Consider the following 22,640-nt stretch of genomic DNA (forward strand, 5'->3'; position numbering starts at 1 on the left):
CGGCCTGTGGGCCGGGCGGACGTAATACCAGAGGAGTTATCCACATGGTCAAGGCTATCCAGATCGGGCTAGGACACTGGGGTTTCAGTTGGTCGAAAGACGTTATCCCCAATGTTCCCACTGTCGAGATGGTGGGCTATGTGGATACCAACCCCGATGCCACAGAGCGGGTGCAGACCGAGTTGGGCATTGATCCCAAGCTGTGCTTCCACAGTCTCGAGGATGCCGCCAAGCATACGGACGCAACGCTGGCCCTCTGCACCCTCCGCACTGAGGCGCATTACCCGGTCGTCAAGCGCTGCCTGGAGCTGGGCTACAATGTACTGGTCGAAAAGCCCTTCACCACGACCATTGCCCAGGGCAAGGAACTTGTCGCCCTGGCCAAGGCGCAGGGCAAGGTGCTGATGGTCAGCCAGAACTACCGCCATCAACCGGCGCCGATTGCGGCGGCCGACCTGATTGCCGATGGCAAGTTCGGCGCGCTCAACATGGTTTCGATCGATTTCCGGCGGCATGGGCCGAGCCAGGGCTACCGTTATTGGGACATGCCCGATCCGCTTTTGGCCGATATGTCGATCCACCATTTTGACCTGATGCGTTTTGTGCTGGGTGATGAGCCGGTGCGCCTGTCCTGCCGGACCTGGAACCCGCCAGGCAGCCCGTTCCACTTCGATCCGAGCGGGGTAGCGACGATCGAGTTCTCCAAGGGTACGGTGGTCTCTTATCGGGCAAGCTGGATGAATTCGGGGCCGGTGACGCCCTGGGCCGGCGAATGGGTCATGGATGGCGCCGAGGGGCAGATTGCCTGGAGTTCGCGCGATCATTTCCGTGACAAGGCCGGACCGGACCAGCTGACCCTGCGGCCGCTCGATGGCAAGGTGGAGAAGGTCAAGCTCAGCCCGGTGAAGTTCGCCGACCGCATGGGCACGCTCAACGCGATGGCCAATGTACTCGATACCGGCGAGGTGCCTCGCGGTTTCAGCTCGGGCGCAGACAATTTGGGGTCGCTCGCGCTGGTGCAGGCAACCATCCTCTCGGCCTCGCGTGGAGGGGATTGGGTCGAGATGAAGGAAGTCATGGGGTAGGGCACCACGCATGGCTGCCAATCACCCATAAGGCCGGGTTGAACCGGCCGCCCTTGGGAGCGATATAGGGGCAACACTCTAGTGGTCGTGTTTCCGAACGGCGAACCGGTGCCCACTTCGCCTGGAAACACTCTAGCCAGTCAGGACTGACATGGTCACGCTCATCGATAATTCGGCGGTAAAGCCCCGCCACCCGGAAAAAGTCAATCGGCCCGACAGCGTCGTGCTGCGCAAACCCGACTGGATCCGCGTCAAGGCGCCAGGCTCGCCGGTCTACAAGGAAACCCAGCAGATTGTGCGCGAGAACAATCTCGTTACGGTTTGCGAGGAAGCCGGCTGCCCCAATATCGGGGAATGCTGGAGCAAGAAGCACGCCACCATGATGATCATGGGTGAGATCTGCACACGCGCCTGCGCCTTCTGCAATGTGCGCACCGGATTGCCGACCGCGCTTGATCCGCATGAGCCAGAAAACGTTGCCATTGCCGTTGAGAAACTCGGCCTTGAGCACGTGGTGATCACCTCGGTGGACCGCGATGACCTCGCCGATGGCGGGGCGCAGCATTTCGCCGATGTGATCCGAGCGATCCGTGCCCGCAACCCCAGGACCACGATCGAAATCCTGACGCCGGACTTCCTGCGCAAGGACGGGGCCCTGGAAATCGTCGTGGCGGCCAAGCCGGACGTGTTCAACCATAATCTTGAAACCGTGCCCTCGAAATATCTCAAGGTCCGGCCCGGCGCGCGTTATTTCCACTCGATCCGGCTGCTGCAGCGGGTGAAGGAGCTGGATCCGACCATCTTTACCAAGTCCGGCATCATGGTCGGGTTGGGCGAAGAGCGGAACGAAGTGCTTCAGTTGATGGACGATCTGCGCTCGGCCGACGTCGATTTCCTGACCATCGGGCAATATCTGCAGCCGACCAAGAAGCACTTTCCGCTGCAGCGTTTCGTGACGCCGGAAGAGTTCAAATCCTTTGCCACAGTCGCAACCTCCAAGGGATTCCTGCTGGTCTCGTCGAGCCCGCTGACGCGCTCGTCGCACCATGCCGGCGAGGATTTTGCACGCCTTAGGGCCAACCGCATGGCCAAGCTCGGGCATTAGGATGAAGCGTTTTTTCGAACGGCATGTGCCACATATGCCGCAGCGGATGTATGAGATCGTGTCCGATCTCGAGAATTATCCGCGCTTCATTCCCAACTGCCAGGCCATGCAGGTGCGGCCCGATCCGGCGGCCGGGGGCGAGGATGTGCGGCTGGCCCGCATGACCATTTCCTTTGGTCCTATCACGCAGTCCTACACCAGCCGGGTGCGCCTGGACCCAGTTGCACAGACCATCCGCGCACAGGCGGTGGATGGCCCGTTTGCCTATCTCGACTCGGTCTGGAGCTTTGAGCCCGAAGGGCAGGGGACGCGGGTGCGGTTCGAGATCGACTTCAAAATCTCCAACCCGCTGATTGCCGCTGTGGCTGAGCCGGCCTTCGCGGCCAAGCAGGAAGAGATCATGCGTGCTTTTTGCGACGAGGCCGACCGGCGGTTCGGGGCATGACCCAGATCAGCATTCAGCTCTCCGGCACGTTGCTCTGTGCGTCGTCGAACAAGGCCGAGACGGTTCGAATGTATCTGCCCGACTTCAAGCGCGGCTCTCATGGCCTTCTTGGCTGACGCGACCTCACCAGGGTGGTTGTGTCGACCGGGCACGGCTCGAAACCGCCCGGCCTTGCGGCTTGCGGTTGCACGGTAACGAACGGCCAGCGGCCCAATAAAGCGAAAGTTCAAGTGCAAGAGCCACTGGCCGTTCGTCACGGAAACACGGATTTTCCACGGGTCCGGATTCAGGCGGTACCGTTTTCGCAGGTCCGGCTGCCGAGCTTCTACCCGCGTAAAGAGGCGCCCCTCTTCCCGGCCTCCCCGCCCGGCCCTGCGTCGGAGCCGCGTGTGTGACGGAGATGGGAGGAGTATGGGGCGTAGTGAGGGGGCGGGGATGACTTTTTGCTCTGGGGCAGTATCAACGCATGGTGGCCAACAGGATCATCCAGCCAGATGCCCAGAACCGCGGCGACATCGCTGAACCACCGGCTCGTCACCCCGTCGGAGGCCGGGGGCCATCCCGATGTCTGACCAACTACTGAGCCGGCAAGCGGAGGATGAACCTGATTTCATTTTGGTCGGACTCGACATCGATCCTGCCGCCGTGTGCCTGGGCGATCTCGGATGCGATATAGAGGCCGAGACCTAGGCCGTGGGCGTTGCTGCGCACCTGGCCCCGATGGAACGGCTGGAAGAGCAGCGGGACCATCTCTTGCGGAATCGGGTCGCCTGCATTGGCGACACTGAGCGAGAGATTGCCCGCGTCATCGACAGTGCAATCAACCGCAATATCCTTGTCTGGCGCACCGTGCGTTACGGCATTGCCGAGAAGGTTCGAGAAGAGTTGCGCAATGCGATCGTGATCGATTCTTACTGTTCTTGCGATCTGGAACCTGGTCGATATTGTTCTGTCGGGATTGGCCGCCTGTATCTCGGCGATCACCATTTCAAGCGTTGATTGAAGCGAACGTGCTTCGTCGCGATTGAGAAGTATGCCGCCACCAAGCCGACTGCGCGCCAGGTCCAAAACATTGTCAATCAGGGCGCTCATGCGTGAGACACTGTTCTTCATCAGGTTCAAAATGACAGGAGTTCTGTCTGTCCATTGTTGATCCCGAAGTATCTTGCCGAGGCCGGCGTCAATGGCCGCCAGAGGATTGCGCAGATCGTGACCCAGCACCGCAACAAACTGCTCTTTCAGTTCGGAGTTGTGCTTTTCTTCCATGACGATCGCGACCTGTTCAGCCATGCCGGCCTGAAGAGACATCACCATGTCCTCAAGTTGACGGCGGGCGTCGCGCTCGGCCGCCCGTGCTTCCACGAGATCGCGCTCATACTGGCGACGCTCGGTCGCCTTGAACAGGGTAAGTCTGGTAAAGAGAAGTTCGCCGGAGGTGTCCCGTCGTTCCGCGGCATTGGCCAAGACAGGCATTATGCTGCCGTCGGCTCTGACCATGTCGAGAGCGACCTCGTGGAAGTACCCCTGCATGCGCAGCATTGGTGCGAAATGGGTCTCGTAGAAAATGCTGCCGGCTACGTTGAGAAGGTCGCGAAGGCGTTTGCCAAGGATTGCCTCCCGTGGCCTGCCAAGCCAGTCGCAGAGGGTGGCGTTGACCTTGGCGATCCTGCCATCAGGCCACATCGAGAGATACCCGCATGGGGCGTTCTCGAAGAGATCCTCTAAATCCTCGATAAGCTCGCCGTCAGACAAAATCGCGCATCGCCAATGTGACTTCCTCAGGCGCACTCAGATTCGGGCAGTGGCCACTGGCCTGAAGGTATCTGATCTGACTGCCTGGTATGGCGTTGTGGACGTATTCTCCCACATGTTCGGCGGCAATTATGTCGTTGCTGCATTGCAATATGAGCGTCTGCGCTTCGACTTTGGACAGGTCGGCCCGGTTATCAGACATGAACGTAACCCGTGCAAACTGCTTCGCAATCTCGGGATCGGTCCGACAAAAACTATTGGTGAGCTCCTCGCCAAGCTCAGGCCGATCAGGGTTCCCCATGATTGCCGGAGCCATGGCTGCGGACCAGCCCATGTGATTGTCATCAAGCGATGTCAACAACTCTTCAATCTGCGCGGCACTGAATCCGCCAGAGTATTCGCCATCATCGATATAACGTGGCGAGGGACCGATCATGACCAGTTTGTCGAACATGCCAGGCGCCCGAATTGACGCCAATGCGCCAATCATGGCGCTGACTGAGTGGCCAACAAATACGGCTTTCTCAATTCCGAGTTCCTGGCCGATTTCCACGACGTCGGCAGCGTATCCGTCAAGGCTGGAGTATTTCTCTGGATCGTATGCCGAAAGGTCGGACCTGCCAGCGCCGACATGATCAAAAAGCACCGTTCGAAAATCATTGCGGAAGTGGGGCTCGATGAATCTCCACATATTGCGATCGCAACCGAACCCGTGAGCGAACACCATGGCCGTGCCGCCCGTGCCATTCAGGGTTACATTGTTGCGTTGGATGATCGACATTCCGTAGGCTACCTCGATAGAATCCAGACTGGGTTCACAACATGCTTCCCACGCACTTCAAGACGACACCTAGCATCTTCGGCCGCCGGTACACCAGCTTTGCTTCCCGAAGAATACAGAGCGATGCGTGCGGCCGCCCTTAAGGGCTGGGAGGGTCGCTGGTCAGGACTTGCAGCACGAGGTCCAACGCCGCGTCGACCGTGGCTTTGCGGATGGCGTCGCGACCGAGGTCACCAAAGCGGTGCTCGATCACCACCGTGGCCAGCTCCGAGGACACGGCGACATAGACCAGGCCCACGGGCTTTTTCTCGGTGCCGCCATCGGGGCCGGCAATGCCCGTGGCGGCGACGGCGAAGTCGACACGGGCGGTGTTGCGGGCGCCATCGGCCATGGCGCGGGCAACCTGGTTGCTGACCGCACCATAGTCGCCGATGAGGCGCGGCTGCACCTGGATCATGCGGGACTTGGCCGAATTGGCATAGGTGATATAGCCGCCATAGATGGCCGCGGAGGCACCGGGAATGTCGGTGAGTGCCGAAGCGATCATGCCTCCGGTGCAGCTTTCTGCGGTCACCAGGGTCTGGTTGCGCTCGGCGAGAAGGTCGATGATCTGCTGGCCCGCAGAGGGTTTTGCCTTGGCTGCCATTCAACCCACCCTTGGCAATTCAATACTGGCACTGGCCATGGACACGATACCTTCCTCCCGCCCGACAAAGCCGAGCTTTTCATTGGTCGTCGCCTTGACTGCCACGCGATCCGCCGAGATGCCGAGCGTCTCGGCGATCACGGCGCACATGGCGGGGACGTGAGCGGCAATCCTCGGCGCTTCGGCGACGATTGTCACGTCCAGATTGACAATGCGCCCCCCCCGTTGCGCAACCAGAGCGCCGGCATGGCGGAGAAAGAGTGTGGAGGCCGCGCCTTTCCACTGCTCGTCGCTGGGCGGAAAATGTGTGCCGATATCGCCTTCGCCAATGGCGCCGAGAATGGCGTCGGTCAGGGCGTGGAGCGCCACGTCGGCATCCGAATGGCCCTGGAGGCTGGCCTTGTGGGGGATGCGGACGCCGCAGAGCCAGACGGCGTCACCCGGAGCGAACGGATGGACATCGTAGCCGGTGCCTATGCGGGTTTCGGTGACGGTATCGGCCATGATTATGCGCTCCGCGCGCGAAAAATCTTCGGGATGGGTGATTTTGATATTGGTGCGCTCGCCTTCGACCATGGCGACACGGAGGCCGGCCCATTCGGCAATCTCGGCATCGTCGGTGAATTGCCGGTGGATGGATTCGGCCCGCATATGGGCGGAGAAAATCTGGCCGAAGCGGAAGCCCTGCGGGGTCTGGGCGGCAAAGAGCTGGCGGCGGTCTTCGGTGGTAGCGACGCGATCACCGTCAAGCGAGCGCTTGATGGTATCGGTGATGGGCAGGGTGGGCAGGGAGCCGTCATTGAGGGCGAGTGCGGCAATGACCCGCTCGATGAGGACAGGCGCGACGAAGGGACGGGCGGCATCCTGTATCAGGACCAGGTCGGGACGATGCGGGGCCAGTGCCTTGAGCCCTTCGAGCACCGATGCCTGGCGATTGGCGCCCCCCAGCACAGGCGCCATGAGGCGCTCGTCCTGCAGACCGAGGGCGGCGAAGCGCTGCTGGTGGCTTTCGTGGATCACGGGTACGACGCGACCGATCAGTGGATAGTCCAGAAGCGCCCGGATCGTCCGAGTCAGGACGGGTACGCCCGATATGGACCGGTACTGCTTCGGGTCGGCATGTCCGTCCGCACCGGCGCGCTCGCCCTTTCCGGCTGCGACGATGACGACGGCTATGGATTTTGGACTCATGGGGATATAGGCACTGGCTGAAAAAGAACCGTCTGTCTGGATGGTCTAGCCGTCGACCCGCCATGCGGCAAGAGCAGGGCTGGTTTACCTCGGCATGGCAGCGGGAAGCGGTTGCGTGGTGACCGAAATTGATTATTGTGCGGGCACCTTTGCCAAAATGAACATTTCTGGGGCAATTCCTTGATCGACACTGCCTGCGCGTTGAGCATTGGTGGGCACGCCATCCGCAATCGCGCCTTTCTGGCGCCGATGGCGGGCATAACTGACCGGCCGTTTCGCGAGCTGGCAGCCCGTTTTGGTGCGGGCCTGGTGGTGTCCGAGATGGTCGCGAGTTCGGCGCTGACCACAGGCCATGAGGGCATGGTGCGCAAGCTGACGCGGGCCGGGTCGCTGCCGCATGTGGTGCAGCTGGCCGGCTGCGAGGCGCAATGGATGGCCGAGGGGGCGCGCATTGCCGAGGGCGCGGGCGCCGATATCATCGACATCAATTTCGGCTGTCCGGCCAAGCGGGTGACCAATGGCTATGCCGGTTCGGCGCTGATGCGGGTGCCGGACCAAGCGCTTGGCATTGTCGAGGCGGTTGCGGGCGCCACGACGCGTCCGGTGACGGTGAAGATGCGACTGGGCTGGGACGATGAGAGCCTCAATGCAGCGCAGATTGCGCGGCTGGCGGTCAGCGCCGGGGCGCAGATGATCACCGTGCATGGCCGGACGCGGCAGCAATTCTACAAGGGCAATGCCCGCTGGGAGCTGGTGCGCAGCGTGGTCGAGGCGGTGGATGTACCTGTGGTGGTCAACGGCGATATCGTGGATGTCGCCACCGCGCGACAGGCTTTGGACGAATCGGGTGCGGCCGCGGTGATGCTGGGTCGCGGCGCGCAGGGGCAGCCCTGGCGCGTCGGACAGATCGGGGCGGCGCTTGATGGCGAGACCCCTGCCGCTCCGCCGGATGGCGCGGAACTGGTGGCGCTGATCCGGCAGCATTACGAAGACATGCTTGTCGATTATGGCGTCGAGGTCGGGCTGCGGGCCGCGCGCAAGCATTTGGGTTGGTATGCCGATGCGGCGGGTCTGGCGCTGGACAAGCCGACGCGGACGCGGCTCCTGGACAATGAAGACACCAAATCGGTGCTTGCGCTGATTGGCACCCTGTTTTCGGGTGAGTGGAGGGCAGCGGCGTGAGCAGTGCTGTGGTGATGGACCTGGATTCGGTGCCGGCGCGGGCGGTGTTGCAGGCGCTGCCGCAACCCATTCTGGTGCTGGACGAAGGGCGGCGCATCCAGTTCGTCAATTATGCCGCCGAGGCGTTTTTCGGGGCCTCGCTGAGCGTTCTTACCCGGCAAAGCCTGGACGATCTGATTGCCTTCGGTTCGCCGATCATCTCGCTGGTGGAAACCGTGGTGCAGCGGCGGGCGCCAATGACGGAATACCGCGTTCGGGTTGGATCGTCGCGTTTCGGCGATGAACGGATTGCCGACGTTTTTGCCAGTCCCATTTCGGATACGGACGGACGGGTGGCCGTGCTGATCCAGGAGCGCACCATGGCCGACAAGATCGACCGGCAGATGGTGTCGCGCGGTGCGGCGCGCTCGGTGACAGGGCTGGCGTCCATGCTGGCGCATGAAATCAAGAACCCGCTTTCGGGCATTCGTGGCGCGGCGCAATTGCTTGAGCAATCCGTACCGAGCGACGAGGTGCCCCTGGCCCGGCTGATCCGCGAGGAAACCGACAGGATCGTGGGGCTGATCGACCGGGTGGAAGTGTTTGGCGATGAGCGTCCGATGGAGCGCGAGCCGATCAATATCCACGTGGTACTGGACCGGGTGAAGCTGTTGGCGCGTAATGGCGTAGCGCGGGGCATCAGCTTCTATGAAGAATATGATCCCTCGCTGCCGCCGGTGTTCGGCAATCGCGACCAGCTGATCCAAATCTTCCTGAACCTTATCAAGAATGCTTCAGAAGCGCTTGAAAGAACACAGAAACCCGAGATCAAGATCACGACTGCCTTCCGCCCCGGCATCCGCATCAGCGTGGCCGGCGTGGCCGAGCGCATTTCGCTGCCGCTGGAGATCGTGATCGAGGACAATGGGCCCGGCGTGCCGGCCGATATCCTGCCATTCCTGTTTGATCCATTTGTCACCACAAAGACCAATGGTTCGGGTCTGGGGCTGGCCCTGGTGGCCAAGATCGTGGGCGATCATGGTGGGGTTATCGACTGCGACAGCCGTCCGGGCCGCACCCGATTCCGCATCCTGCTGCCGGTGGCCAGCGGTGCCTTCCAAAATCCTGCCGACGTCGAAGAGGGTTCGCCCGCATGAGCCATGTCGTTCTGCTTGCCGATGATGATGCCGCCATCCGCATGGTGCTGAACCAGGCCCTGACCCGGGCCGGATACGAGGTGCGGCCCACGGGCAATATTTCGACCATGTGGAACTGGGTGAGCCGCGGGGAAGGAGACATCCTGATCACCGATGTGGCCATGCCCGATGGCAATGCTTTCGAGGTCATGCCCAAGATCAAGAAGCTTCGTCCGGAGCTGCCGATGATCGTAATGAGCGCGCAAAACACGTTCATGACGGCCATCCGGGCCTCGGAAGTGGGCGCCTATGAATATCTGCCCAAGCCTTTCGACATTACCGAGGTGCTCTCGGTAGTGGCGCGGGCGCTGGCAGACGCAAAGAAACCGACAGTGGCCGATCGCAAGGCCGAGGAGCCGGGCGAATCCATGCCGCTGGTCGGGCGCTCGACGGCCATGCAGGACATCTACCGCGCCTTGGCGCGGCTGATGCAAACCGATTTGACAGTGATGATCACCGGCGAGAGCGGCACCGGCAAGGAACTGGTGGCGCGGGCGCTGCACGACTTCGGGAAGCGGCGCAAAGGCCCCTTCGTCGCCATCAATATGGCGGCCATTCCGCGCGATCTGATCGAAGCAGAACTGTTCGGGCACGAGAAGGGGGCGTTTACCGGAGCCAATACGCGGTCTTCGGGGCGCTTTGAGCAGGCGGAGGGCGGTACGCTTTTCCTCGACGAGATCGGCGACATGCCGATGGACGCCCAGACGCGCCTGCTGCGCGTGCTGCAAGAGGGCGAGTACACGATGGTGGGTGGCCGCAATGCCATCAAGACCAATGTGCGTATCGTGGCCGCCACGCACCGCGACCTCAGCCAGATGATCCGGCAGGGCCTGTTCCGCGAGGACCTCTACTATCGCCTGAATGTCGTGCCGATCCGCCTGCCACCACTACGCGAGCGCATCGATGACATTACGGACTTGGTGCAGCACTTCCTGCGTATGGCGCAACGGGAAGGCGAGCCGTCCAAGACGATTTCGCCCGAAGCCATCCGGCTGATGCAGAACTACAATTGGCCGGGCAATATCCGCGAGCTGGAAAACCTGGTGCGGCGGCTTTCGGCACTTTATGCCGACGAGCAGATTTCCGCGGAGATCGTTCAGAACGAGCTCAACATCGTGGACCGCCCGACCACGAGCTCCGCGACGGGCCCAGTAGATATTTCCATGGCCGTAGAGACCCATGTGGGGCAACTGCTGCGCGAGCACGAACCGAACCTGCCGCCAGCCGGCATGTATCAGCGGGTGATCGACAAGGTGGAGGCGCCGCTGATCGCCATGGCGCTCAATGCCTGTGGCGGCAATCAGATCAAGGCCGCAGATCTGCTCGGCCTCAACCGCAATACGTTGCGCAAGAAGATCCGGACGCACTCCATCGAGATCGTCAAGCATAGCAGCCGGCGGGGATAGAGCGCGTCGGGGCCCGCGAGCCGACATTCGGGCGTAGCGCTCAAGGCCTTCTCGGCTTTCACAGCGCCACTCGTCCTGTCCGTCGCGTTTAGGGGTCTTCGGGCCTCCGTGGCGGAAACGGTCCTGAGGGTTTGCGCCATTCGAGCGTAGCGCTCATGGTCTCCATCGCGGAAAACGGTCCACCGGACCGTTTTCTCATCGCGATGGAGTGTCGCATTTTGGCAACAATTATCTTGAAGGGTCGGCCGAATTGGGTCAGGCTTCCCTTTCCCTGTGATTTTGCACCTACATGGTGACTGTCGAAGAGTCGCTGTCGCGGCAAAATCTGCGTTCGAGCGGAGAATATTGACAGTCAATGGCCGATCTGGTTTCAACCAGCACAGAAAAAGCGAACGTGGCCCATGACGAACGGTCGAGAGGGCGGCGGTCGTTCTTTCACATTCAGCAGAACTATTCCTTGCGGGTACTTGGCTTCGTGGTGGTCTTTGCCTCGGTGCTGATGTCCTCGGTGTCCTTCTTCATCCTCTCCGGGATTTCTAATATCGAGCCCTCGCCTGCGGTGTGGACCGTCATCTGGGTGGTGACAGGACTGCTTGTTCTGCTGGTGATCGCCCTGGTCGTGACGGAAGCCGTACTGCTGTTCCAGGCCCGCCTCCGGGGCGTGCCAGGCGCCGGGCTACAGGTGCGTATGGTGGCTATGTTCGCCTTTGTCGCTGCCGTGCCGGCGGCGCTGGTCGCAGTTGTGGCCACGATTGCGCTCAATCAGGGTTTGGACCAGTGGTTCTCCGAGCGGACGCGCGCCATGGTGGAAAGCTCGCGGCTGGTGGCGCGTTCCTACATGCTCGAACATGCGCAGGTCCTGCGCGACGACATCATTTGGGTAGCGACCGAACTGGAGCAGGCGCGCTCGACGTTTGAGGAGGAGCCAGCCCGTTTCGAGCGCATCCTGACCGCGCTTGCAGTCACCCGTTCGCTGCCCTTCACCGCCCTGATCGATCGGGCAGGCGAGACACTGATGCGGGCGCAGATCAATGTCGCGGGGGCCTATCCGGCCCTGCCGGCCGGGGTCACAGACGGCGTTGTCGAAGGCATTCCAACACCGATTGCGCCAGGGTCGACCCAGTTCGTGGGATCAGTCATCAAGCTGCGCGGCTATGACGACACATTTCTGTTCGTGGCCAGGCCGGTGGATGCCGAAGTGCTTGAATACATGCGGCTAACCGACGAGAATATAACGGAATATCGTGAGTACGCATCGAACCGCCTGGTATTCCAGATCACCTTTACCATCATGTATGTCGGGCTGGCCGTGGTGCTGCTGCTGGCGGCATTGTGGGTGGGCATCGCGCTGGCGAACCGCTTTGTCGACCCGATCAGGAACCTGATGATCGCTTCGCGCCGGGTGAGCGCCGGCGACCTTGATGTGCAGGTGCCGGTGCAGGAGGGCCGAGGGGATCTGCGCGACCTCAGCAACGGCTTTAACCGCATGACGCAGCAGCTCAAATCGCAGCGCCTCGATCTGCTCAAGGCCAATGAAGTCAATGAGAAGCGCCGTCAGTTCACCGAGGCGGTGGTGGAGGGCGTTTCGGCCGGCATTATCGGGCTTGATCCGTTTGGGGCGGTTACCCTGGTCAATGCGCGTGCCTGCGAAATGCTTGGCAGGACCGAAATTGAGCTGATGGGCGAGCCGATGGACAAGATCATGCCCGAACTGGCAGCCACGCTGGACAAGGCGCGATCCGCGCGGCGCGGACAGGTGCGCGAACAAATCCAGCTAGGCAATGAAACGGACCGGCGCATCTACCAGGTCCAACTAACCCGGGAAGGCTCAATTACCGAGTCCAAGGGCTATGTGTTGACCTTTGACGACATCACCGATCTTGAATCTGCGCAACGCACCAGCGCCTGGGCCGATGTGGCGCGCCGGATTGCGCACGAAATCAAAAATCCTCTTACGCCCATCCAGCTTTCAGCCGAGCGGCTGCGCCGCCGCTACGGCAGCAAGCTCGAGGATGATCGGGATGTGTTCGACAAGTGCATCAACACAATCGTACGGCAGGTGGGGGATATCGGGCGGATGGTGGATGAGTTCTCGGCCTTTGCCCGCATGCCCGAGTCGGTGCCGGAGACCGCTGACCTGAGTGATGCGATCCGGCAGGCGGTATTTCTCGAAAGCGTGCGTCTGCCAGAGGTCAACATCGTCACCTTTTTGCCCGACGAGACCATCACTGCCTGGTTCGACACGCGCCTTGTGTCACAATCGCTCACCAATCTCATCAAGAACGCCGTGGAGGCCTTCGAGGGCATCCCCCTTTCCGGGGATTGGCAGCCCACGATCATTGTGGAAGCCCATGTCGAGGGCAATCATGCCCGCGTTTCGGTGTCCGACAATGGCAAGGGCTGGCCCGCTGACAACAGGCAAAGGCTCCTTGAGCCCTATATGACGACGCGGGAAAAAGGCACGGGGCTGGGTTTGGCCATCGTGGCGCGCATCATCGAGCAGCACGGTGGTATCGTCGAACTCGTCGATGCCGATCCGGATCCTCAGGGCAGGGTTGGGGCCTGCGTCACTTTCACACTTCCTTTGCATTCACCAGTAATGAACACCACAGAGGCAGGAACCGCGAGTGCGGACGACAATCCTGCCCACAAGGAGGAGCCGCAATTACCGGCGGTTGTTCAAAAATAAATGGCTTTGGATATTCTGATCATTGATGACGAGGACGATATCCGCGACCTGATCGCGGGGATCCTCGAGGACGAAGGCTATGAGGCGCGGCAGGCGCACGATGCCGATAGCGGGCTCAACGAAATCGCGCGCCGTCGCCCAAGCCTGGTGTTTCTGGACATCTGGATGCAGGGCTCGCGGCTTGACGGACTGCAATTGCTCGATGTGTTTCAGAGCCAGCATCCGGACATGCCGGTGGTGATGATCTCGGGTCACGGCAACGTTGAGACGGCCGTCTCGGCCATCCGGCGCGGCGCCTATGACTATATCGAAAAGCCGTTCAAGATCGACCGGCTGCTGCATGTGACACAGCGAGCCATGGAAGCCACGCGGCTGCGCAGCGAGGTGGCCGAACTCAAGGAGCGCTCGGCCAACAAGAGCCTCGACATGGTCGGGACTTCGCCGGCGCTGCAGCAGGTTCGCGGGGTAATCGAGAAATCGGCGCCGACCAATTCGCGCATCTTCATCTCCGGCCCCAGCGGCACCGGAAAGGGTCTGGTGGCGCGCCAGATTCATCAGCGCAGTCCGCGTGCCAGCGCTCCCTTTGTCGAGATCAATGCTTCGCTCTATGCCCCCGAAGAGGTTCCGGTGGTATTGTTCGGGCGCGAAGCGCGCGAGAAGACGGGCCTTCTCAAGGTGGAGGTTGGCGCCCTGGAGCGGGCCCATGGCGGCACGCTCTACCTTTCCGAGGTGACGACCTTGCCGCCGCCGGTGCAGGCGGCCCTGCTGCGCACGCTGGTGGAAAATCGCTTCCAGCGCGTTGGCGGCACCCAGGCGGTGCCGATCGATGTGCGGATCATCTCCTCCAGCTCGCAGAACGTGGCGGCGCAGGTGGACAGCGGCGAGTTCCGCTCGGACCTGTTCCATCGCCTGTCCATCGTGCCGCTGCCGCTAACCCCGCTCAAGGATCGGCGCGAAGACGTGCCGCCGCTGGTCACGGTGTTCATCGAGCAGGTCTGCCGCATGCATAATCTGCAGAAGCTGAATATCGGGGAAGACGCCATGGCGGTTCTGCAAGCGCAGGACTGGCCCGGCAATGCGCGGCAATTGCGTAATTCCATCGAGCGCCTGCTGATCCTGATGAAGGACCAGCAGCCCGAGGGCGGAGTGATAACGGCGGCCATGCTGCCCTCCGATATCGGCGAGGTGCTACCCACGGTGGGGGATGCGGATGCCTCAGCGCATCTGATGAGCCTGCCGCTGCGCGATGCGCGCGAGGTGTTCGAGCGGCAATATCTGCTGGCCCAGATCGAGCGCTTCGGTGGTAATATTTCCAAGACGGCAGAGTTCGTGGGCATGGAGCGCAGTGCGCTGCACCGCAAGATCAAGTCGCTGGGGCTTTGAAAATACGATGAAATCGGCTCTCTGCCATGTGCAGAGGGCGGGTAGGCAGTTCTGTGCAACTGTGCCATAGTGCCAAGTATAAGATAATTCGAGCCTCGGGGCTGGGCGGCAGTCCCATAGGGGTCCGGACGCAAGTGATTGCGACAAGAACAGCGACAATAAAGCCGCGGTAAAGAGGCCAAAAATGGCTGGCGAAAAACAGCAAAACCTCCAGGATTCTTTCCTTAACCATGTACGCAAGCAGAAGGTGCCGGTCACTATCTTCCTGGTGAACGGGGTCAAATTGCAGGGCGTGATTACCTGGTTCGACAATTTCTGCCTGCTGTTGCGGCGTGACGCGCAGTCGCAACTGGTTTATAAGCACGCCATCTCAACCATCATGCCCGGCGCGCCGATCCAGTTGTTCGATCCCGAGCAGAGCACAGATCACGACTGAACGCATATATGCACGAATTTGAAGACGAGCGGGACGTCCAGGCGGGCGGCCCCAAGCCCTATATCGACCGGCAGGCACAGCCGACGCGGACGGGGCTCGTCTGCCCCGATGTACGCGGTAAATCGAGCTATCACAGCATCGAAGCCCGGCAGGCCGAATTCGAGGGGCTGGCGGGCGCTATTGCGCTCGACATCGTGTTTTCCGACATTGTCCGCGTACGTGAGATCCGCCCGGCGACCTATATCGGGGCCGGGCATGTCGCGACGCTGGCCGAGAAGGTCAAGGCCGAGCATATCGAGTTGCTGCTTGTCGATGCCGCACTGACCCCGATCCAGCAGCGCAATCTAGAGCGGGAAACCGGCACCAAGGTGTTGGACCGTACAGCGCTGATCCTCGAAATCTTCGGCGAGCGGGCGGCCACGCGCGAAGGCGTTCTGCAGGTCGAACTGGCCCATCTCAACTACCAGAAGGGACGCCTGGTGCGCTCCTGGACCCACCTTGAGCGGCAACGCGGCAGCGGTGGCACCGGCTTCATGGGTGGCCCGGGTGAAACCCAGATCGAAAGTGACCGCCGCCAAATCACCGAGCGGATCGTGCTGCTCGAGGACAGGCTGGAGAAGGTCAAGAAGACGCGCGAGCAGCAGCGCCGGCAGCGCACCAAGGCACTGATCCCGGTTGTGGCGCTCGTGGGCTATACCAATGCTGGAAAATCGAGCCTGTTCAATGTGTTGACCGGGGCAGGGGTGTTCGCCGAGAATCTGCTGTTTGCAACGCTAGACACGACCGTTCGCAAGATCGAGTTGCCGCATGGCCGCGAAGTGATGCTCAGCGACACTGTGGGTTTCGTGGCCGATTTGCCGCATGACCTGGTGGCCGCCTTCCGGGCGACGCTGGAGGAAGTGGTGGACGCCGACATCATCCTGCATGTGCGCGATATCGCCAATCCCGATCATGCCGCGCAGGCGCAGGATGTGCTGACTGTGCTTGAGGAACTCGGTGTCTCTTCCGAGACTACGCCGATCATCGAGGTGTGGAACAAGATTGATCTGCTCGAGGAGCCCGGGCTTGCCCTGGCCTCCGCTGCGCCGGCTGGCAAGGTAGTCGCGACCATGCCCGTATCGGCGCATACCGGAGTAGGGCTCGATGCACTCAAGCTCAAGGTCGAGCAGCTCTTGAGCGAGCAGAGCCGGACCTATCACGTTCATGTGCCTTATAGTGCCGGCAGCGATATCGGCTGGCTGCACAACAATGCCGAGGTGATTTCGCGGGACGACGGGAACGAGCAGGGATCCGACTTCGTGGTTCGGGTCGACCCACGACATCGGGCGGAGTTCCTCGAGCGATTCAACGGCCGGATAGCCGCTTCTGACCTCTAGGCCTTATCCCTCGAGCGAATCTCGTTCCAATATCCATCCAGCCGGTCAAGGCCGGCAGAGGCGGGCTCAACGCCGTCTTCACGGCAGCGCTCTTCGACATAGTGGAAACGTCGGGTGAACTTGGAATTGGCGTCGCGCAGCGCCGCTTCCGGATCTACGCCGGCCTTGCGGGCCAGGTTGGCCACAGCAAAGAGCAGATCGCCAATCTCCTCGCGCAGGGCATCTTCGTCCCCCGATGACTCGGCTTCAACGACCTCGCCAAGCTCTTCCTCAATCTTGGCGCGAACGGCCGGCAGGTCTGGCCAATCGAAGCCAACCTTGGCGGCGCGTTTGGCGAGCTTTTCGGCGCGGGCGAGGGCGGGCAGCACCTGCGGCACGTCGTCCAGAATGGATGGCGCGCTATCGCCCTTGCGCTCGGCCTTGGCAGTGCGCTCGCCCACCTTGATCGCTTCCCAGCGGTCCTGGGCGTCGACGGCGCCATCTGCCACCACATCACCAAAGACATGCGGATGGCGGCGGATCAGCTTTTCGGTGATTGCCTGGACAACGTCGCCAATGTCAAAATGGCCAGCCTCCTTGGCCATTTGGGCGTGGTAAATCGGCTGCAGCAGCAGATCGCCCAATTCCTCGCGCAGATCGCCGAAATCCTCGCGCTCGATAGCATCGGCAACCTCGTAGGCTTCTTCGATGGTGTAGTGCCGGATGGAGCGGAAGTCCTGCACCAGGTCCCAGGGACAACCGCCATCGGGGTCGCGCAAGGCGGCCATGATCTCGATGAGGCGGGAGATATCGCGAGATGGCTGCATGGTACGCGGTCCAGCTGGTTGGGATTCGATGGGAGCACCATAGCAAAGCGTGAGGGAAGTGGGACGGGTGCGCGGCGCAGATCACCACAAAATCCGAGCATCCAGTTTTCGCATAATATATATTATGGAACTTTTATGTGTGGGATATGGGCCGAAATCCAGGGTTCTGGTGCTGTCTGCCCTCCACACTGATGTTTCCGGTGCGACGCTGCCTCAGCGGTTGAGTATGCGCCCGGCCATGACATCGATCTGCATGCCGTCAAAAGCGGGCGTCACGTTTGAAGGCGTCTCGGCTTCGGTGGCGGCGTAATCGAGATCGATGTGCATATTGGTGAGCACCGCCTGGCGCGGCTGGAAGCGCGCGATCAGTTCAAGGGTTTCAGGCAGGCTGAGATGACTTGGGTGCGGCGTCGGACGCAGCGCATCGACGATCCAGATGTCGAGGTCTTGCAGGGCTGAATCTGCACTACTGGGAACAGCTGAGAGATCGCAGCAATAAGCCAGGCCGCCTATGCGATAGCCGAAGGCGTTGATATCGCCATGCACCAGATCGAAGGCTTGAAGTTCCAGTGTTCCGCCCGGTCCATCCACCGAAACGGTGTCGCCATCGGCAATTTCGTGGGCATTGAGAATGGGCGGATAGGAACCGCCGGGCGGCGTGGCAAAGCAGTAGCCGAAGGCTTCCCTGAGGCGCGCGCCGCAGTCGGCCGAGAAATAGACGTCGACCCGGCGCCTGTTATGCAGTGCCAGCACGCGTAGATCGTCGATGCCATGGGTATGGTCGGCATGTTCATGCGTGTAGAGAACAGCGTCCAACCGGTCCACATGGGCGCCGAGCAATTGCTCACGCAGATCGGCCCCGGTGTCGATCAAGGCGCGGGTTGGGTTTTGGACGCCGTCGCGCCAACCTTCGATGAGCAGCGAGCAGCGGCGGCGGCGATTGCGCGGTTCATGGGGATCGCAGGCGCCCCAGACATGTCCAACGCGTGGCACGCCTCCGGATGACCCGCAGCCCAATATGGTCGCGATGATCCGGTTGGGTGCAGCCACAGCTTAGCTCACGCCGGTCTTGGAAAAGAGACGCCCGAAATTGGCGGTCGATTCCGCACCGAGCTGGTCGAGCGAAATGCCACGGATATCGGCCAGCTTCTCGGCCGTATGGCGCACGAAGCTGGGTTCGTTGGACTGACCGCGATGCGGAATTGGCGCGAGATACGGCGCGTCGGTTTCGACAAGATAGCGGTCCGCCGGAACGATCCTGGCGACCTCGCGAATTTCCTCGGCATTCTTGAAGGTGATGATGCCCGAAAAGGATACATAGCCGCCCAGATCCAGGGCGCGTTTTGCCAGGTCCATGCCGGCGGTAAAGCAATGCAGAACAAAGGGGAAGGCCCCCTGCCCGGCTTCCTCCTCGAGGATAACCGCCATGTCTTCATCAGCCTGCCGGCTGTGGATAACCAGTGGAAGACCGGTGATGCGTGCGGCCGCAATATGGCGGCGCAGGCCTGTGGCCTGAGCATCGCGCGGGGCGTTGTCATAGAAATAGTCGAGGCCCGCCTCGCCGATAGCAACGCAGCGCGGATGGGCACTTAGGCGGACAAGTTCATCCACTTCGATATGCAGTTCTTCGTGCGCATTATGTGGATGGGTCCCGACAGAGCACCAGACGTTCTCATAACGTTCCGCCAGCCCGGCATAAGTGGAAAAGTTTTCCACTCTTGTGGATATCGTCACCATGCCGGTGACCCCGGCAGCCTCTGCACGCGCCAATACCCCATCCAGATCGCTGGACAGAGCTTCGAAATCGAGGTGGCAATGGCTGTCGATCAGCATGGTCACTCGGCCGGTTTTTCGAGGCGCGCGAAGACGCCCTGGGGCGCGGGCAACTCGGTATTTGCTAGCAGACTGTTAGCATTGAACGCCGCCTGGAGAACACGCTGGTCAAAGGGCACAGCTAACTGGTCGAGGAGACGCTCCGCCGAGGCCGGTACGAAGGCCTGCATAGGGATGGCGAGGCGGCGGACGGTGTCGGCCGTAACGTAGAGTACGGTCGCCATGCGGACCGGATCGGTCTTCTTCAGCGCCCATGGCTCCTGTGCGGCAAAGTAGTTGTTGGCCGAGCTCAGCGCGCCAACGATGGCTCCAGTCGCTTCGTGGACCAATTGCTTGTCCATCGCTTTTTGTGCTTCGGCGATGGCTTCGGTGACTTCGGCGATGAGGGCGTTATCCGCCTCGGTCAGTTCGCCCAGTTCGGGCACCCTGCCCTCGCAGTTCTTGTTGATCATCGAGAGCGAGCGCTGGGCGAGATTACCCAAATTGTTGGCCAGGTCCGCATTGACGCGATTGACCAGCTTTTCATGGCTATAGTCGCCATCGCTGCCGAAGGACACTTCGCGCAGGAAGAAATAGCGCACCGCATCCTGGCCGAAGGTTTCGACCAGGGCAAAGGGGTCGATGACGTTGCCCAGCGACTTGCTCATCTTCTGGCCGTCCACCGTCAAGAAGCCATGCGCAAAGACGCGGTGCTGAACCTCAAGCCCAGCGCTCATCAGGAAAGCGGGCCAATAGACGGTGTGGAAGCGGATGATGTCCTTGCCGATGACATGCAGGTCCGCCGGCCAGAACTTCTTGAACAGCTCGCTGTTCTCGTCCGGATAGCCGACACCGGTGATGTAGTTGGTCAGGGCATCGACCCAGACATACATGACGTGACCCGGCGCATCGGGAACCGGAATGCCCCAGTCAAAGGTCGTGCGGGAGATAGAAAGGTCCTGCAGGCCGCTCTTCACAAAAGAGATGATTTCATTGCGCCGCTCCTTGGGCGCGATGAAATCGGGGTTGGCCTCATAGAGATCGAGCAGCTTCTGCTGATAGGCGGAGAGGCGAAAGAAATAGGTCGGTTCCTCGACCCACTCGACCTCGGCACCGGACGGCGCGAAGCGCTTGCCATCCTTTTCGGTGAGTTCGTCCTCATCGAAATAGGCCTCGTCACGCACCGAATACCAGCCTTTGTAGGTGGACTGGAAAATGTCGCCATTGCTGCTGGCAGCCATCTTCTTCCAGATGGCCTGCGAGGCTTCATGGTGGCGCGACTCCGTGGTGCGGATAAAGTCGTCATTGGACAGGTTCAGCGCGCCGGCAAGAGCCTTGAATGCACCAGCATTGCGGTCGGCCAGCTCGCGGACGGCAATGCCTTCCTTGGCGGCGGTCTGCACCATCTTGATACCGTGCTCGTCCGTGCCGGTCAGGAAATAGACCTCGCGGCCTTCCAGCCGCTTCCAGCGGGCGATGGCGTCGGTCGCGATCATCTCATAGGCGTGGCCGATATGGGGCGCGCCATTTGGGTAAGAGATCGCGGTGGTGACGTAGAACGGCTTGGTGGTCATGCTTGCTCGGCAGGATTGGCAAATTGAACGCAATGCTTCCGGATCGCATCGAAGATAACCGCCAGCGTCTGCTTCATGTCGAGATTGACGCTGTCGGCTTCGCCCAGAAGTGCGCCTGCCTTCTCCCATAGCTCGGTGGCAGAGGCAAGCCGCGAACGTCCGGCGGGCTGCATGGCCGCCTCGCGCATTTCATTGGCCAGCCAGTCATTGAGAATTTCGCGCGCGAAGGACATGTCCGGCCCCTGCGGGTCGGCGCCAAGGGCGTCGGAAAGCTGTATCTGGGCGGCGATTGGCATGCGGGCCGGGGCCTGCAACCAGGCGAGCAGCGCACCAACCGGTGAGTTTTCCGCCAGAGCCAGAGTTTCAAAGGCCCGACGCGGACGGCCGCCGGCAAGTTGGACGGCGCGGTCAAGCGTTTCAGCGTCCAGGTCCGGATGGCTGGAACTGACCACAGTGCGGACCATGTCATCGCGCAGCCCGCGCAGAGCCAGATTGTGACAGCGCGAACGGATGGTTGGCAGCAATTGCCCCGGGCGATGGGACACCAGGAGAAATGTCGTGTCCGCGGGCGGCTCTTCGAGCGTCTTGAGCAGGGCGTTGGCCGCCGACGGATTGCACTCGTCAATGCTGTCGAGAATGGCGATACGATGACCTGCCCTGCCCCGGGTGTGCTGCAATGTTTCGCGCAATTCCCTGACGTCCTCGACGCGGATGACCGAGTAGTACCCCTTGGCGTCCTTGGGACGGCGGCGCAGCAGCGCCAGATTGGGATGCGACAGCGCGGCCACCTGTTCGCGGACGCGTTTTGGTTCTTCGTCGCCAGTGGCCGTCAGGATAGCAGTGGCCAGTTCGAAAGCCAGGGTGGCTTTGCCGATGCCCTGCGGCCCTTGCAGCATGATGGCGCCGGGCAGGCGATGCTCGGCCAGCTGGGTGAGTACGGCCGTGCGGGCAGCGTCGTGCCCAACAGCCACCTGGCGCTGCTCGGGCAACGGCAGGTCGGGAAGCGCGGCCGGATCGGTCACGCGACAGGCCTGCCCTGCAATTCAGGAAAGCGTGAGCTGACGACCTCCCAGATGGCGGCCTCGAGCGCTTCTTCGTCCTGTTCGGCGGAAATGATCACGCAGCGGTCGGCGTTGTTGCGGGCGATGTCGAGGAAGTTTTCGCGCAGGCGTTGGTGCCAGTCGAGCTCCTCCTTCTCGAAGCGGTCGCCGGTCAGTTGCAATCCGTCTTCGACGGCGCGCTGTTCCACGCGGCGAAAGGCGATGGTCGGATCCATGTCGAGCACAATGGTGAGGTCGGGTGTATGACCATCCAGCGCCAGTGCCTCAAGCGCGTCGATGAGCTTGTCATCCACGCCGCCGGTCAGGCCCTGATAGGCGCGGGTGGAGTCGCAGAAGCGGTCGGAGATAACCCATGTGCCTTTGTCGAGATTGGGCGCGATGAGTTGACTGACATGATCGAGGCGCGCTGCGGCGAACAGCACGGCTTCCGAGCCTGCGCCCCAAGCCTCGGAGCGCCCCTGCAGAATGAAGGAGCGGATGGCTTCGGCCTTGGGTGTGCCACCTGGCTCTCGCGTGCGAACGGCCTCAATGGCATGGTTTGCGAGATTGTTCAGCAGCCGCCGAACCTGAGTCGACTTGCCGACACCTTCGCCACCCTCGAAGGTGATGAAACGGGCTGGGCGTCGATTTGGCGCTTCAAGCATGGGCAGGCTGATTCCTTGATCCGAACCCTTTTAGGACACCTGCGCGAGCGGGAAAAGCGGGGAGCGGGATTTGCCCGCCACTCTGGCATGG

At 61.5% G+C, this 22,640-nt stretch carries 20 protein-coding genes; 10 read left to right on the forward strand and 10 right to left on the reverse strand.

Features of this window, described 5'->3' with window-relative positions; translation table 11 throughout:
• Positions 1-44 precede the first annotated feature (44 nt).
• From ACE4RL_RS12120 to ACE4RL_RS12130, 3 genes are all read left to right on the forward strand, one after another.
• The gene (locus ACE4RL_RS12120) at positions 45-1,085 is read left to right on the forward strand and encodes a Gfo/Idh/MocA family protein (protein WP_375597389.1); all 1,041 of its coding nucleotides are present in this window, start codon (positions 45-47) and stop codon (positions 1,083-1,085) included.
• A 151-nt stretch (positions 1,086-1,236) separates the two neighbouring features.
• Positions 1,237-2,190, forward strand: a complete 954-nt coding sequence (gene lipA / locus ACE4RL_RS12125; RefSeq protein ID WP_375597390.1) for a lipoyl synthase — start codon at positions 1,237-1,239, stop codon at positions 2,188-2,190.
• A gap of 1 nt (position 2,191) precedes the next feature.
• The gene (locus ACE4RL_RS12130; RefSeq protein WP_375597391.1) at positions 2,192-2,635 is read left to right on the forward strand and encodes a type II toxin-antitoxin system RatA family toxin; all 444 of its coding nucleotides are present in this window, start codon (positions 2,192-2,194) and stop codon (positions 2,633-2,635) included.
• 576 nt (positions 2,636-3,211) lie between these two features.
• Here ACE4RL_RS12130 and ACE4RL_RS12135 read toward each other — a convergent pair.
• The 4 genes from ACE4RL_RS12135 to ACE4RL_RS12150 form a co-directional block, all read right to left on the reverse strand.
• Entirely contained in the window at positions 3,212-4,387 is a 1,176-nt protein-coding gene (locus tag ACE4RL_RS12135) for an ATP-binding protein (protein ID WP_375597392.1), read from the reverse strand.
• On the reverse strand, positions 4,380-5,168 hold the full coding sequence (locus ACE4RL_RS12140) for an alpha/beta fold hydrolase (RefSeq protein ID WP_375597393.1): 789 nt from the start codon (positions 5,166-5,168) through the stop codon (positions 4,380-4,382). Before ACE4RL_RS12140 ends, ACE4RL_RS12135 begins: the two co-directional genes overlap by 8 nt.
• A 139-nt stretch (positions 5,169-5,307) precedes the next feature.
• Positions 5,308-5,814: a CinA family protein gene (locus ACE4RL_RS12145; protein ID WP_375597394.1), complete on the reverse strand. Its 507-nt coding sequence runs from the start codon at positions 5,812-5,814 to the stop codon at positions 5,308-5,310.
• On the reverse strand, positions 5,815-7,005 hold the full coding sequence (locus tag ACE4RL_RS12150; protein ID WP_375597395.1) for a bifunctional 2-C-methyl-D-erythritol 4-phosphate cytidylyltransferase/2-C-methyl-D-erythritol 2,4-cyclodiphosphate synthase: 1,191 nt from the start codon (positions 7,003-7,005) through the stop codon (positions 5,815-5,817). It abuts the gene before it with no gap.
• A gap of 180 nt (positions 7,006-7,185) precedes the next feature.
• Here ACE4RL_RS12150 and dusB point away from each other — a divergent pair, with 180 nt between their 5' ends.
• From dusB to hflX, 7 genes are all read left to right on the forward strand, one after another.
• A complete protein-coding gene (gene dusB / locus ACE4RL_RS12155; protein ID WP_375597396.1) occupies positions 7,186-8,187 on the forward strand; it encodes a tRNA dihydrouridine synthase DusB in 1,002 nt (333 codons plus the stop codon).
• A 14-nt stretch (positions 8,188-8,201) separates the two neighbouring features.
• Positions 8,202-9,323, forward strand: coding sequence for a nitrogen regulation protein NR(II) (locus ACE4RL_RS12160; protein ID WP_375600273.1), 1,122 nt, complete (start codon positions 8,202-8,204; stop codon positions 9,321-9,323).
• Positions 9,320-10,768 (forward strand): nitrogen regulation protein NR(I), encoded by a 1,449-nt coding sequence (ntrC, locus tag ACE4RL_RS12165; RefSeq protein ID WP_375597397.1) that lies wholly within the window; start codon positions 9,320-9,322, stop codon positions 10,766-10,768. Before ACE4RL_RS12160 ends, ntrC begins: the two co-directional genes overlap by 4 nt.
• 355 nt (positions 10,769-11,123) lie before the next feature.
• Positions 11,124-13,457 (forward strand): ATP-binding protein, encoded by a 2,334-nt coding sequence (locus tag ACE4RL_RS12170; RefSeq protein WP_375597398.1) that lies wholly within the window; start codon positions 11,124-11,126, stop codon positions 13,455-13,457.
• Positions 13,458-14,840 (forward strand): sigma-54-dependent transcriptional regulator, encoded by a 1,383-nt coding sequence (locus tag ACE4RL_RS12175; RefSeq protein ID WP_375597399.1) that lies wholly within the window; start codon positions 13,458-13,460, stop codon positions 14,838-14,840.
• Positions 14,841-15,024: 184 nt separating this feature from the next.
• Positions 15,025-15,276, forward strand: a complete 252-nt coding sequence (gene hfq, locus ACE4RL_RS12180) for an RNA chaperone Hfq (RefSeq protein ID WP_375597400.1) — start codon at positions 15,025-15,027, stop codon at positions 15,274-15,276.
• An 8-nt stretch (positions 15,277-15,284) separates the two neighbouring features.
• Positions 15,285-16,652, forward strand: a complete 1,368-nt coding sequence (gene hflX, locus ACE4RL_RS12185; RefSeq protein ID WP_375597401.1) for a GTPase HflX — start codon at positions 15,285-15,287, stop codon at positions 16,650-16,652.
• On the opposite strand, the gene mazG is transcribed toward hflX, so the two are convergent.
• The 6 genes from mazG to tmk all read right to left on the reverse strand — a co-directional run bounded on the left by mazG (position 16,649) and on the right by tmk (position 22,549).
• The gene (mazG, locus tag ACE4RL_RS12190; RefSeq protein WP_375597402.1) at positions 16,649-17,458 is read right to left on the reverse strand and encodes a nucleoside triphosphate pyrophosphohydrolase; all 810 of its coding nucleotides are present in this window, start codon (positions 17,456-17,458) and stop codon (positions 16,649-16,651) included. The two genes, hflX and mazG, sit on opposite strands and share 4 nt — an antisense overlap.
• Positions 17,459-17,671: 213 nt before the next feature.
• Positions 17,672-18,508, reverse strand: a complete 837-nt coding sequence (locus tag ACE4RL_RS12195; protein WP_375597403.1) for an MBL fold metallo-hydrolase — start codon at positions 18,506-18,508, stop codon at positions 17,672-17,674.
• A gap of 3 nt (positions 18,509-18,511) precedes the next feature.
• The gene (locus ACE4RL_RS12200) at positions 18,512-19,291 is read right to left on the reverse strand and encodes a TatD family hydrolase (RefSeq protein WP_375600274.1); all 780 of its coding nucleotides are present in this window, start codon (positions 19,289-19,291) and stop codon (positions 18,512-18,514) included.
• Positions 19,292-19,293: 2 nt separating this feature from the next.
• On the reverse strand, positions 19,294-20,844 hold the full coding sequence (gene metG, locus ACE4RL_RS12205) for a methionine--tRNA ligase (RefSeq protein ID WP_375597404.1): 1,551 nt from the start codon (positions 20,842-20,844) through the stop codon (positions 19,294-19,296).
• Complete coding sequence (locus ACE4RL_RS12210; protein ID WP_375597405.1) at positions 20,841-21,866, reverse strand: AAA family ATPase; 1,026 nt, start codon at positions 21,864-21,866, stop codon at positions 20,841-20,843. The genes metG and ACE4RL_RS12210 overlap by 4 nt, the downstream gene beginning before the upstream one ends.
• Positions 21,863-22,549, reverse strand: coding sequence for a dTMP kinase (tmk, locus tag ACE4RL_RS12215; RefSeq protein WP_375597406.1), 687 nt, complete (start codon positions 22,547-22,549; stop codon positions 21,863-21,865). The genes ACE4RL_RS12210 and tmk overlap by 4 nt, the downstream gene beginning before the upstream one ends.
• Between the last annotated feature and the right edge of the window lie 91 nt (positions 22,550-22,640).

It is taken from the genome of Devosia polycyclovorans, assembly GCF_042181575.1.
Taxonomy (GTDB): domain Bacteria; phylum Pseudomonadota; class Alphaproteobacteria; order Rhizobiales; family Devosiaceae; genus Devosia; species Devosia polycyclovorans.